Raw genomic sequence first — 12,158 nt, forward strand, 5'->3', positions numbered from 1 at the left:
GGATGCGGGATGCGGGATGCGGGAGCGGTGTGCGGCCGGGCGGGGCGGTCAGGCGGTCAGGGTCGCCAGCTCAGGCAGGTAGACCCGTCGCTGCTTGCGGGCGACGGCCCGCTCGACGTGCTCGGGCGTGTGGTACCCCCACCACGCCCACAGGGTCGTGGCGCCGGTGTCCCGTACCGCGAGCGCGTTGGTGATGTGATCGTCGATGAACGTCACGGCGTCCGCCGGCAGCCCGTCGGCCTCGGCGATCCGCCGCACGGCCGTGCGCTTGTCCGCGCACTCGCCGACGACCTGTGCCACGGCGGTGTCGAGCCGGTGGTGGGCGAGGATCTCCCACACGCTCCGCTCGTCCTTCGCGGTGACGATGGAGGTGCCCCGCCCCTGGTGACGGCGCAGCAGACCGGCGATCCCGGGGTACAGACGGTGCAGGTCGAGCCACTCCGTGCGGCGCTGCTCCCGCAGGGCCGACCGTACGGCGCCCGCGCCGCGCACCAGTGCGGCGAGCCGAGGGCCGGGAAGGCGCGCCGCGAGGGCCTCGAAGTCCGCGAGCTCCCGGATGGCGTCCGCGGCCGGGTCGCGCGCCACCATGAAGTCGTCCAGCAGACGCGCGTAGGTGCGCACCGTGCGGAACCGGGACACGAAGCCCGCGGGCATGGCCGCCGCGAGCTCGGCGATCGGCTTGTCCGCGATCGTGGCCGGGTCGTGGTCGGCGTAGTAGGTGACGACGGCACACTCGGTGAACGCGTCGGCGACGACGCCGTCGAAGTCGAGTATCAGCAAGGTGTCTCCTCGTCCGGTGCGCGGGGCGGGCCCCGTACGGGGGATGGGGCCCGCCCCGCGCGGCGAGTACCGGGGGTCAGGCCGCCGCGGACGCCTGCTGCTCGGCGACGGTCTCGAAGACCTGCTGCATGAAACGGCCGACGTAGGCGTAGTAGGAGCAGGTGATGATGTGGCCGTCGACGATGACGTCGGAGTCGACGACGTCGGCGCCCGCGTTGATCACGTCGTCGCGCAGGCCGATGTAGGCGCAGGCGCGCCGACCCTTGAGGACACCGGCCGAGACCATGATCCACGGACCGTGGCACAGACCCGCCACGACCTTCTCGCGCGCGTCCATGGCGCGCAGGAAGTCCAGGACGAGAGCGTCCTGGCGCACCCGGTCGGGGGCCTCGTGCCCACCGGTGAGGATGACCGCGTCGTAGGTGTCCGGGTCCAGCTGCTCGAAGGCGATCAGCGGCTTGGCGGTCTTGTCCATGGGCAGCGGGACCCCGTACTTGCCCGTCACGTCGGCGCCGTTCTTCGTCGCCACGTCCACGTTCCAGCCCTCTTCCAGGAGGCGGTAGTAGGTGTAGACGACGTCGTGGTCCTGGAAGCCGGGGCCGGTGATGATGACGGCACTGGGCATGGGAGTGCTCCTTCTTGCTCGTGGTGGAACGCGCTGAGTCAGGCGCGTGCGAGAGAGAGGTAGTACTGGTCCAGCGCCGGGCGGCGGGTGTCGCCCTGAGCGGGCGCGAGGATGTCGACGTCGCCCGTGACCACTCCGGTCAGACCCAGCGGGACGTGGAACAGGTCCTGTTCGAGGCGCCGGTAGAAGACGTCGGCGCCGGCCCGGATGGAGAAGGAGTAGCTGCCGCACGGAGAGCCGTCCCGCAGCCGTGCCTGCGGCAGGTACGACACCGGTCGCGCCGGCAGTTCGGGCGCCGCGGCGTGGTCCTGCTCGTACGCGGTGCCCTGCCGGTCGTAGTTGTCGCGCAGCCGGATCAGGTCGAACTTGTTGCGCGGTGCCTCGACCTCGACCAGCCACAGCGGTCCGGGGCCGATGCTCCGGGACGCGTGGAAGGCACCGCCGCCGATCCGCAGCAGCGAGCCCGCCCCCACCGGGACGTCGCCGGTCAGGGTGCTGGTCACCCCCTGCCCGGCGAGGCAGAGCAGATAGGTGAGCTTGCGCGGATGCACGTGCATCGACGTGGACTCGCCCTCGTCGATCCTCAGATTCCAGACGTCGATGAAATCGTCGACGTATATACGGTATTCGAGCCCCCACGGCTTGGGAATTATCTCATTGAGATGGTCGTCGTCGTCGAGACTCTCATTCGCGATGCGCGAGCCTTTTCGGACGACTTCGTTGAGTGCGGCGAAATCCCTCGGGCCAGGGTCGATTCTCACCACGCTTCCCAAGGTATGCATGATCTGCGTCATCTCAGCCATGTCGATCCCCCAATCGAGCAGTCGGGCTGTATGCCCCCGGTCCGGAAGTGACGCTAGAGGAACGTCGGGTCTCAGCCAAATAGCGGGTGGCGCAGCCCCCGATAAGAAACCCGGGGGTCCCCCGCTGAAGTAATGCCCCTCCCCCGATTGCTTATTTGAAGGCACGGCGGGCATTGGGCAGGGTCTATCCGCAGGGATCGACTCGAAGGGGGACCACCATCGTGAGTACCGCGAGCACCAGTACCCAGATCGACTCCATCGCCGTCCTCGGCTACGAGTCCTGCTCCGAACAGGACACCATCACACCGCTGGAGATCTTCAAGGGAGCGGCGATGGTCACCAGCGGCCAGATCGCCCCCTGGGAGCGCGAGGCCGCAGGCCGCGAGCTGGACGTACGCCTGGTCTCCCTGCAACCGGGGGTCATCAGGATGCAGATGGGCACCAACGTCGTCGCCGACTCCGTGCTGAACGACGACGACCTGTTCGACATCCTCTACATACCCGGTGGCGTCGGCTCCGGCGCGCTGCTGACCAACGACCGCGTGCACAAGCTGATCCGCCGCCACCACGAGGCCGGCAAGATCATCGCTGCCAACTGCTCGGGCGTCGGTGTGCTCGCCCGCTCCGGCATCGTCAACGACGAGCCCCTGACCTGTGTCGCGGCCGTGGCCCGCGGACTGCGCGGCGAGGGCTTCAACGTGCCCCTCGGGCGCAGGATGTGGATCGCCAACACGGCTTCCCGCATCTGGACGTTCACCGGCTCCTACGGCGTCAACGGCGGCGCGGTCGCCCTGGTGGCGCACTACTTCGGCCGCGAGGTCGGCACCATCGTGTCGATGATGTTCGACACCATCGGCGGCATCGGTGACGTGATCTTCGAGGAGACGGGGCCGGAGTTCTACCAGCACCCCGAACTGGAGGAGTCCTTCCAGGACTTCTTCCAGCCGATGCTCTTCCCGCCGCTCGACGCCGACGCCGCCTGAGCGCCGGCCCACCCGGGGAGCCTTCGCATGCCCACACCCGTCGAGCTCAGGGACCTCAGCTGGATCCGCGGAGCGCTGCAGACGGCGATCGCGCTGGAACACGCCACCATGCCGCTGTACTGCGCCGCGATGTACTCGCTGGAGGTGCAGAACTACCCGTCCTACAACACCATTCGCAGCGTCCTCATGGAGGAGATGGTGCACATGGCCATCGCCGCCAACATGGTCGCCGCCCTCGGCGCGAGTCCGGCGATCAAGGGCCTCCGGCCGTCCTACCCGGGACGCGGCGGACTGCCCGGCGGAGTCGCCCCCGACCTGAGGCCGCGACTGGCCAAGCTGTCCGGGCCGGCCCTGGAAGGGTTCATGCGCCTGGAGGCACCGGGTTTCCTGCTGAACGCGCGGCAGCGCGGCGCCGCCTACCCCACCATCGGCGCCTTCTACGCGGCGATCCGGGACGCGATCGTCCGCAACGCCGGCGCGGTCGAGCGCGCCGTACGCCGCGGGGGCCCGTCCAACCAGGTCGGCGGCAACCTCGGCTACGTCACCTTCGATCGGGACGACACCGACCCGGTCGGCACGTTCCTGCGGGCGCTCGACGTCATCACCGAGCAGGGCGAGGGCCGGGGCGAGGGCACCGTGGAGACGGCGGCCGTGGCGTTCCAGAAGGAGGGCTCGCACTACGCCCGGTTCGCCGAACTGCGATACGGGCGCCGGTACCTGCCCCGCGACGGCGTGCTCATCTCCCGGGAGACGGAGCGGGACTTCTTCACCGGTGAGGAGATCGCCTGGCCGGTGGTGGTCAACACCCTCGCCGTGCCGGCGGACGGCTACGAGGCCGTGCTGGCCCTCGACCCGCGGGGGCCCGACGTACGCAAGGAACTCGACGCGTTCGACGACGCCTACACGCAGATGATGCTCGCGCTGGACACCACCTGGAACGGGCCGGTCGAGACCTGGTGGCCCTCGCTGGGCGCGGCGGTCACCCAGATGGATCAGATGCGGGTGCGCTCCTGCTTCACGATCATGCGCAACGAGATCCCCCCGGCGCTCGTCGGCCGCCTCCCCGAGCTCTATCCCACGGAAATCCGGGCCCTGGAGCGCCACACCGACCTGGACCGGCCCGTCTTCTACGGGCCGCGATTCCTCAACAACGCGGTATGAGGGCGCAGCCCCCCGTCCTCCTTTCGCCCGCGCTGTCCCCGCCCGCCCTTCTTCCGCCCGGTCCGCCACCGCCGGCGCAGTCACCACGGATGCCGCCCACAGCGATGCCGTTCCGGCCCGACGCCTTTCCGCCCCAGCCGTTTCCGCCCCCGCGGTTTCCGCCGGCGGTGTCCTCACCGACGCCGTCCCCCCGCGGACGCCGTCCTCCGAACGGGAATTCCTCATGACATACGCCAGCGACCGGGCGATCGCGCCGCCGCGCCAGGCTCCGCCCCGGCGGCGGGTACTGTTCGCGGGGATCGCCGCGGGCAACTTCCTCGTCCTGCTCGACACCTCCATCCTCAACGTCGCACTCCCCGACGTCCGGACGGACCTGCACGCCCCCGAAGCCGCCCTGCCCTGGGCCGTGGACGCCTACACGATCGTCTTCGCCGGCCTGCTGCTGGCCGCCGGCGCGGTCGCCGACCGCCTCGGCGCCCGCAGTGTGTACCGCGGAGCACTGCTGGCCTTCGGCGCGCTGTCCCTCGCCTGCGCCGCCGCGCCCGACGCCGGGTTCCTCATCGGCGGGCGGGCCCTGCTCGGTGTGGCCGCCGCCGGCATGGTCCCGGCCTCGCTGGCGCTGCTCGCCGCCATGTACCCCGACCCGGCCGCGCGCGCCAAGGCCGTCGGCACCTGGGCGGCCGTCACCTCCACGGGACTCATCGCGGGCCCCGTCCTCGGCGGCGCCCTCGTCGAACTGGGCGGCTGGCGGCTGGTGTTCCTCGTCAACCCGGTCTTCGTGGCCGTCGCCCTGATCGCCTCCCGCGGGCTGCAGGGCGGCCGCCCGGACACCGTCCGGGCCGCCGACCCGTCCGGCATCCTCCTGTCCGTCGTCGCGCTGGCCGCGCTGACCTTCGGCCTGATCGACGCCGGAACCGACGGCTGGTCGCGACCGCTGCCGCTGACGGCACTCGGGATCGCGGCCGTCGCTTTCGGCGCGCTGATCGCGGTGGAACGCGGGGCCGAGGCGCCGATCCTGCCGCCCGCACTGGTCGGGCTGGCCCGGGTCCGGGCGGACATCGCGGCCGGTGCGGTGGCCTCGTTCATCTTCTACGGGGTGCTGTTCGCGCTCACCCAGTGGATGGTGGAGGAACGGGGCCTGTCGGCCCTGCAGACCGGTACGGCGTTCCTCCCCATGACGCTGCCGATGTGCTTCATGCCGCTGATCACCGGACGCCTCGTCGCCCGGTTCGGGGCGCGCGGGGTCATCCTCACCGGACTCGCCCTGGACACGGCGGCGGGCGCCGTCCTCGCGTTCGCCTCCGACGACACGCCCCTGGGCCTGATCATCCTGGCCCAGGTCACGCTCTCGTTCGGCTCCACGCTCGCCATTCCGGCGGCCACCGCCGACATGGCCATGGCCGCGCCGAAGGAACTGGCGGCGACCGGGCAGGGCGCCTTCAACGCCGGACGACAGGCCGGCAGCGCACTCGGCGTGGCCGCACTGGCGCCGCTGGCCACGCTGTCGTCCTCGGGCATGGTGCTGGCCGCCGGCGGGCTGCTCGCCCTGCTGCTGGTGGCGACGGCACGCCCCGAGTGACCCGGTTGGCCCGCGTGCCCGAACCCGGCTTACCGCTCTCCCCACCCCACCGCCGCTTCTCATCCCCTTCTTCCGAAGCCTCACGGACCTTCGAAGTCTCATGGACAGGAGTCACGTTGTGACGATCATCGCGACCGCCCGGCAACTGGTCAGGCCGGGCACCGAAACCCGGCTCGACACCCTGATGGCGGAGCTCGAACAGAACATCCGCCGCCACGAACCCGGCTGCCTGCGCTTCGACTACGTCCACTCCACGGACCGGCCCGGAGAGCGGCTGGTCATCGAGGAGTACGCGGACGAGGCCGCCCTGGAGGCGCACCGGCACACCGCCTATCTGGCGGAGTTCATCCCCCAGCTGCTGGAGTGCCTGCTCGAACCGCCGGCCCTGGAGACGTTCCGGCCGGCCGTGGACAGGCACCCGCTGCCCGAATCGTGTTTCCACGTCGGAGTCGTCGTCCCCGACCTGGAGGAGGCCATGGAGCTGTACTCCGCCTGGTTCGGCATCGAGTTCGCCGAGCCGGCCACCTTCGAGATCCCGTACCTGGAACAGGGCGGCCAGGGCGGGCCGGGCCGGATGACCGCCGTGTTCTCCCGGACCGCGTACCCGCAGTACGAACTCATCCAGGCCGACGGCGACGGCATCACCTCGCTGGAGCATGCCGGCAAGGTCCTGTACTACGGGGTCTGGGAGAACGACATGGCCGGACGGCTGAAGAAGCTGGAGGCCGCCGACATCGGCGTCGACGCCTACTTCCGGCCCGGCCCCGGCGAGACGCCGTTCGCCCTCATCACCGCCCCCGACCTGCAGGGCGTTCGCATCGAGTACGTCGACGTGGCCGACCGTCCGGCCATGGACGAGTGGGTGAACACGGGCCGCTACCCGGGGCTCTCGGGCCGCTAGTGCCCCGGCAGCAACGGCCCGGAACGGCCGCCTTCTACCATGTCGGGTTCGCCGTCCCCGACCTGGCGGCGGCCATGCGCGAGCTGCGTGACGCCGTCGGCGTGGAGTGGGCCCCGCCCCGGCCCGGGCGGGTCGGCGACTGGGACTTCCACCTGGTCTTCAGCCGTCCCGGGCCGCCGTTCATCGAGCTTGTCGAGGGCGGACCCGGCAGCCCGTGGGACGCCTCGCGGGGGCCGCGGTTCCACCACCTGGGGTACTGGACCGACGACCTGGAGACCGGATCACGGCGGCTGTCCGAGGGAGGGTTTCCGGCCGAGTTCAGCGGGTGCCCGTTCGGCCGCCCGTACGCGTACCACCATGTGCACAGCATCGGGGCGAGTGTCGAGCTCGTCGCCGCGGGCTTCCAGCCGGACTTTCTGGCCACCTGGCACCCCGGCGGCGGGCCGATGCCCGCCCTGCACGAACGACCACGGGAGGAACAGTGAGCACCCCCAGCCCCACCGACCGGCCCACCGAGGACGCGGCCGCCGCGCGGACACCCGTCACCCTGATCACGGGAGGATCCACCGGCATCGGGGCCCAGACCGTACGGCGGCTGCTGAAGGCCGGTCACCGGGTCGCCGCCACCGGAAGGAACCCGGACCGGCTCACCGCCCTCGCCGAGTCGCTCGGCAACCCGCCCGAACTGCTGCCGCTGCCCGGCGACGCCGCCGAACCGGACGCGGTCGACGCGTGCGTGCGCAGCACGCTGGAGCACTTCGGGAGGATCGACCACGTCATCGCCAACGCCGGATTCTCCACCCACGAGTCGGTCGCGGACGGCGACCCCGCACGGATGCGGGCGATGCTGCTGACCAACGTCCTCGGTCCGACGCTGCTGGTGCGGGCGGCGCTGGAGGAGCTGAAGAGGACCCGCGGCCGTATCGTGCTGCTGGGTTCGGTCGCCGGGCTGAAGAACACCCCCGGCAACTTCTACTCCGTGACCAAGTGGGCCGTGCACGCCCTGGCCGAGAACACCCGCATGCTCGTCGCCGAGGCCGGTGTCCGGGTCAGCCTGATCGCCCCCGGCAAGGTCGACACCCCCTTCTGGGACAGCCGCGGCGGCACCCCGCCCGGCCCGGCGCTCAGCGCCGAGAACATCGCCGAAGGCATCCTGTGGGTGCTGGGCCAGCCGGCCGGCGTCGACGTCAACACGGTCACGATCCGGCCGACGGGGCAGGTCAACTGAACGGGAGGGTCGGCACGACCGATCGCGCCGACCCGGCCCGCCGCCTCCGGACCGGTTGCGGGGCCCGCAGGCCCCCCAGCCGGTCCGCCCGCCGCTCCGGCTACTCCGCCGGCTCGCCGCCGAAGCGCGCCTTGTAGGCGTCCAGGTCGTCGTCCGTGAGCTTGGCGAACAGCACCGGCGGGACGGTGAAGGGCGTGCCGGCCGGGACCGCCGTCAGCGCGCGGGCCTCGTCGGCGCCGACCCAGGCGGCCGTGTCGTCCGCCAGGGCGAACGCCTCCCGCATCGTCCTCGCCGTCGCCGGGATGAACGGCTCGGACACCACCGCGTACAGGTGGATCAGGTTCATCGCCGTGCGCAGCGTCAGCGCCGCGCCGTCCTTGTCGGTCTTGATCTCCAGCCAGGGGGCCTTCTCCTCCAGGTAGGAGTTGCCCGCCGACCACAGGGCACGCAGGGCGGCAGCCGCCTTGCGGAACTGCAGGGACTCCATGTGCGACTCGTACTCGGACAGGAGACCCGCGATCTCCTCGCCCAGCCGCGCCTCCGCCTCGCCCGGCTCGCCGCCGGCCGGGACCTCGTCGCCGAAGCGCTTGCGGGAGAAGGACAGGACGCGGTTGACGAAGTTGCCGAGGGTGTCGGCGAGGTCCTTGTTGACCGTCGCCGTGAAGTGCTCCCAGGTGAAGGAGGAGTCGTCGGACTCCGGCGCGTTGGCGATGAGGAAGTAGCGCCAGTAGTCCGCCGGGAGGATGTCCAACGCCTGGTCGGTGAAGACGCCGCGCTTCTGCGAGGTGGAGAACTTGCCGCCGTAGTACGTCAGCCAGTTGAACGCCTTGACGTAGTCGACCTTCTTCCACGGCTCGCGCACACCCAGCTCGGTGGCCGGGAACATCACCGTGTGGAAGGGGACGTTGTCCTTCGCCATGAACTCGGTGTAGCGCACCGGGTCGTCGCCCAGGTCCGCCTCGTACCACCAGGACTTCCAGTCCCGGGTCTCACCGTCGGGCGCCGCGTCCGCCCACTCCTTCGTCGCGCCGATGTACTCGATCGGCGCGTCGAACCATACGTAGAACACCTTGCCCTCGGCCGCGAGCTCCGGCCAGGTGTCGGCCGGGACCGGGACGCCCCAGTCCAGGTCACGGGTGATCGCACGGTCGTGCAGGCCCTCGGTCAGCCACTTGCGGGCGATCGACGCGGCCAGGTGCGGCCAGTCGTTCTCGTGGCGGGCCACCCACTCCTCGACCTCGTGCTGCAGCTTGGACTGGAGGAGGAAGAGGTGCTTGGTCTCGCGGACCTCCAGGTCCGTGGAACCGGAGATCGCCGACCGCGGGTTGATCAGGTCGGTCGGGTCGAGGACCCGGGTGCAGTTCTCGCACTGGTCGCCGCGGGCCCTGTCGTAACCGCAGTGGGGGCAGGTGCCCTCGACGTAGCGGTCCGGCAGGAAGCGGCCGTCGGCGGGCGAGTACACCTGCCGGATCGCGCGCTCCTCGATGAAGCCGTTCTCGTTCAGCCTGCGGGCGAAGTGCTGCGTGATCTCCACGTTCTGCGGGCTGGAACTGCGACCGAAGTAGTCGAACGCGAGCGCGAAGCCGTCGTAGACCGCCTTCTGCGCGTCGTGGGCCTGCGCGCAGAACTCGGCGACGGACAGGCCCGCCTCCTTCGCGGCCAGCTCGGCGGGGGTGCCGTGCTCGTCGGTCGCGCAGATGTACAGGACGTCGTGGCCGCGCCGGCGGAGGTATCGGGAGTACACGTCCGCCGGGAGCATGGACCCCACCATGTTGCCCAGGTGCTTGATCCCGTTGATGTACGGAAGGGCGCTGGTGATGAGGTGTCGAGCCATCGCGGGCTGCTCCCAAGTCGCTACGCGGGGTGACGATCTCTGGTTCTCGGTCGTCTTCGAACCTTGAAATCGTAGCCGACACGGCTGCGCCGCCCGCTGGCCGTTTCGTGTGGTGGGCAGCGGGCGGCGCAGCGGGCGGACGCCTCCTACGGGCGCCAGGTCGCCAGGGCGCCCTCGTACAGCTCCTTGTCGGTGAGCTCACGCGGAGCCGGGCCCGCGTGGAAGAAGGACGTGTTGCCCGTCTTCAGCTTCCGGAGGTAGTCGAAGGCCTTGTTGTCCTGCTCACCGAAGGCGACGAAGGCGAAGTGCAGTTCGGGATGGTTATTCGCCGCGTCCGCGAGGGACCGGGTCGCCGGGGTCTTCGCGTCCGGAGCGCCGTCCGTCTGGAAGATCACCAGGGCCGGGGCCGCGGGGTCGGCCGCCTTCTCGTGCTGGGCGATCACGTCGGCGACGGCCGCGTGGTAGCTGGTGCGGCCCATCCGGCCCAGGCCCGCGTGCAACTCGTCGATCCGGTTCTCGTGCTCGGCGAGGGTCAGCTCGCCGGTGCCGTCCAGCTCCGTGGAGAAGAACGTGACGTGGACCGTCGCCTCCGGGTCGAGCTGGGCGGCGAGGGCGAGCGTCTGCTCGGCGAGGGCCTGGGCGGAGCCGTCCTTGTAGTACGGGCGCATCGACGCGGACCGGTCGAGCACCAGGTAGACCTTGGCGCGGGCGCCGGTCAGACCCTGCTCCCCGAGGACGGCGCCCGCGGCCCGGTAGGCGGTGGCCAGGCCGGGGGCGCGGGACGTCAGCTCCGCGAGGGGGACCGCGGGGACGGGCTCGGGCTCGACGTTCGTCTCTGCGGGCACCGCCGGGACGGGCTCGGGCTCGGGCTCGACATCCGTCTCTGCGGGCACCGCCGGGACGGGCTCGGGCTCGACATCCGTCTCTGCGGGCACCGCCGGGACGGGCTCGGGCTCGACGTTCGTCTCTGCGGGCACCGCCGGGGCGAGCTCGGCTTCGCCTTCGGCCGCGTCGTTCCCACCCGCGCCACTCGTGCGGGTTTCGAGGTCGGGCGCGGGTGACGCCTGCGGGGCGGGCTCGCCGTCGGCCGCCTCGGCGGCTTCCGGGGTCGCCTCGGTGGCGGGCTCCGCGGTCGCCGGGGCGGCAGGAGACTTTGCGGTCTCGTCGACCGCCTCGGGCACGGGGGTGGCCTCGGTCGACCCGGCCGGTGTCGGTTCCGGCTCCGGAGCGGTCACCGGTTCGGGCTCGGGGCCGGCTGTCTGCTCGTCGCTCTGCCCGTGGGCCGCCGGGGGTGCAGCGGTCGTTGCCTGCTCGGCGTCGGCAGGCACCTCGGTGTCGGCAGGCACCTCGGCGTCGGCCTGCGTCTCCGGCTCGACCTCCGGGCCGGCGTCCGCCTCCGGGGTCTCGTCATCCGCGTCGGCCCGGGGTGCGGCGGCCTCCGGCTCCGGGGTGGCCGCGGCCTCCGGCGCGGGTGCCGCCTCGGCCTCGGGCTCAGCGGCCTCCGGCTCGGCTGCGGTTTCCGCCGCTGCCTCGGTCCGGGGCTCGGGGACGGTCTCGGCCCGGGGAGCGGTCTCGGGCTCCTGTGCGGCCTCGGGGGCGGGCTCGGTCTCCGGCTCCGGGGTGGCTTCCGCTTCCGGTGCGGGGGTGGCCTCGGGCCGGGGCTCCGGGGTGGGCTCGGCCGCGGCTTCCGGGGCGGCCTCGGGCTCGGGTCCGGTGGCCTGCGGCTCGGGGTCGGTCTCGGCCTGCGGCTGGGTGTCCGGTGTCTGGTCGGTCCCGGCCGCGGGGGTGGTCTCGGCCTGGGGTTCCGGTTCGGCCGTGGCTTCCGGGGCGGCCTCGGTCTGCTGTTCCTCCGACCGGTGGTCCGCTTCGGCCGGCGGCTGCTCGGTCTCCGCTTCGGCCGCAGACTTCTCCGTCTCCGACGGGGCCTCGGCCTGCGGCTTCTCCGCCGTGGGTGCGGCCGGCTCCCCCGTCGCAGACGGCTGCTTCGGCACCCCGATCTTGTCGAAGGCGGCCGACACCAGCTCGTGTTCCGCGTCGTGTGGAGTCGGGACCGAGGCCGTGTCGTGGGCCGGCTTCTGGGGCGGGACCGTCGCCTGCTGGTCCTGCGTAAGAGTGGGTGCGGCACTCTCCGCCTCGGCGGTCCGCCCCTTGCGGGACCGGCCGAACGCGTTCCGCAGGAGAGTGAGAATGCCCATGTGCGCAACCCTTCGCGTGAGTTGTAACCCGTCAATCCCTGGCCAGGACGGACACGTAAGGTTAGCGGT

The 12,158-nt window shown here is 71.6% G+C and carries 11 protein-coding genes; 6 read left to right on the forward strand and 5 right to left on the reverse strand.

Translation table 11 applies throughout. The features are described from left to right. Positions 1-48: 48 nt before the first annotated feature. The 3 genes from JS756_RS04725 to JS756_RS04735 form a co-directional block, all read right to left on the reverse strand. A complete protein-coding gene (locus tag JS756_RS04725; RefSeq protein ID WP_205381628.1) occupies positions 49-780 on the reverse strand; it encodes an HAD family hydrolase in 732 nt (243 codons plus the stop codon). A 76-nt stretch (positions 781-856) separates the two neighbouring features. After that, positions 857-1,405 (reverse strand): DJ-1/PfpI family protein, encoded by a 549-nt coding sequence (locus tag JS756_RS04730; protein ID WP_205381629.1) that lies wholly within the window; start codon positions 1,403-1,405, stop codon positions 857-859. A gap of 38 nt (positions 1,406-1,443) precedes the next feature. Beyond that, positions 1,444-2,169, reverse strand: a complete 726-nt coding sequence (locus JS756_RS04735; RefSeq protein WP_205381630.1) for a cupin domain-containing protein — start codon at positions 2,167-2,169, stop codon at positions 1,444-1,446. A gap of 260 nt (positions 2,170-2,429) precedes the next feature. Here JS756_RS04735 and JS756_RS04740 point away from each other — a divergent pair, with 260 nt between their 5' ends. The 6 genes from JS756_RS04740 to JS756_RS04765 all read left to right on the forward strand — a co-directional run bounded on the left by JS756_RS04740 (position 2,430) and on the right by JS756_RS04765 (position 8,060). Then, entirely contained in the window at positions 2,430-3,191 is a 762-nt protein-coding gene (locus tag JS756_RS04740; RefSeq protein WP_205381631.1) for a DJ-1/PfpI family protein, read from the forward strand. Positions 3,192-3,218: 27 nt separating this feature from the next. Continuing rightward, positions 3,219-4,352, forward strand: coding sequence for a ferritin-like domain-containing protein (locus JS756_RS04745; RefSeq protein ID WP_205381632.1), 1,134 nt, complete (start codon positions 3,219-3,221; stop codon positions 4,350-4,352). 223 nt (positions 4,353-4,575) lie between these two features. Beyond that, a complete protein-coding gene (locus JS756_RS04750) occupies positions 4,576-5,931 on the forward strand; it encodes an MFS transporter (protein WP_205381633.1) in 1,356 nt (451 codons plus the stop codon). Positions 5,932-6,049: 118 nt separating this feature from the next. Then, positions 6,050-6,832, forward strand: coding sequence for an antibiotic biosynthesis monooxygenase (locus tag JS756_RS04755; protein WP_205381634.1), 783 nt, complete (start codon positions 6,050-6,052; stop codon positions 6,830-6,832). After that, positions 6,832-7,317 carry a VOC family protein gene (locus tag JS756_RS37520; RefSeq protein ID WP_307790320.1) on the forward strand — a complete coding sequence of 162 codons (486 nt, stop codon included), beginning with the start codon at positions 6,832-6,834 and terminating at the stop codon, positions 7,315-7,317. The genes JS756_RS04755 and JS756_RS37520 overlap by 1 nt, the downstream gene beginning before the upstream one ends. Next, a complete protein-coding gene (locus tag JS756_RS04765; RefSeq protein ID WP_205381635.1) occupies positions 7,314-8,060 on the forward strand; it encodes an SDR family oxidoreductase in 747 nt (248 codons plus the stop codon). The genes JS756_RS37520 and JS756_RS04765 overlap by 4 nt, the downstream gene beginning before the upstream one ends. 100 nt (positions 8,061-8,160) lie before the next feature. Here the strand turns inward: JS756_RS04765 and metG are convergent, their stop codons facing one another. Together metG and JS756_RS04775 are read right to left on the reverse strand one after the other, a co-directional pair. Continuing rightward, on the reverse strand, positions 8,161-9,894 hold the full coding sequence (gene metG / locus JS756_RS04770; RefSeq protein WP_205381636.1) for a methionine--tRNA ligase: 1,734 nt from the start codon (positions 9,892-9,894) through the stop codon (positions 8,161-8,163). A 146-nt stretch (positions 9,895-10,040) separates the two neighbouring features. Continuing rightward, positions 10,041-12,089 (reverse strand): VWA domain-containing protein, encoded by a 2,049-nt coding sequence (locus JS756_RS04775; RefSeq protein ID WP_205381637.1) that lies wholly within the window; start codon positions 12,087-12,089, stop codon positions 10,041-10,043. Positions 12,090-12,158: the final 69 nt, after the last annotated feature.

The organism is Streptomyces actuosus (assembly GCF_016921115.1).
Lineage (GTDB): Bacteria > Actinomycetota > Actinomycetes > Streptomycetales > Streptomycetaceae > Streptomyces > Streptomyces actuosus_A.

Excerpts from the sequence above, each read along its gene's own strand:
- JS756_RS04730 (WP_205381629.1), bottom strand. The coding sequence starts at position 1,405 with ATGCCCAGTGCCGTCATCATCACCGGCCCCGGCTTCCAGGACCACGAC.
- JS756_RS04745 (WP_205381632.1), top strand. The coding sequence starts at position 3,219 with ATGCCCACACCCGTCGAGCTCAGGGACCTCAGCTGGATCCGCGGAGCG.
- JS756_RS04750 (WP_205381633.1), top strand. The coding sequence starts at position 4,576 with ATGACATACGCCAGCGACCGGGCGATCGCGCCGCCGCGCCAGGCTCCG.
- metG (WP_205381636.1), bottom strand. The coding sequence starts at position 9,894 with ATGGCTCGACACCTCATCACCAGCGCCCTTCCGTACATCAACGGGATC.
- JS756_RS04775 (WP_205381637.1), bottom strand. The coding sequence starts at position 12,089 with ATGGGCATTCTCACTCTCCTGCGGAACGCGTTCGGCCGGTCCCGCAAG.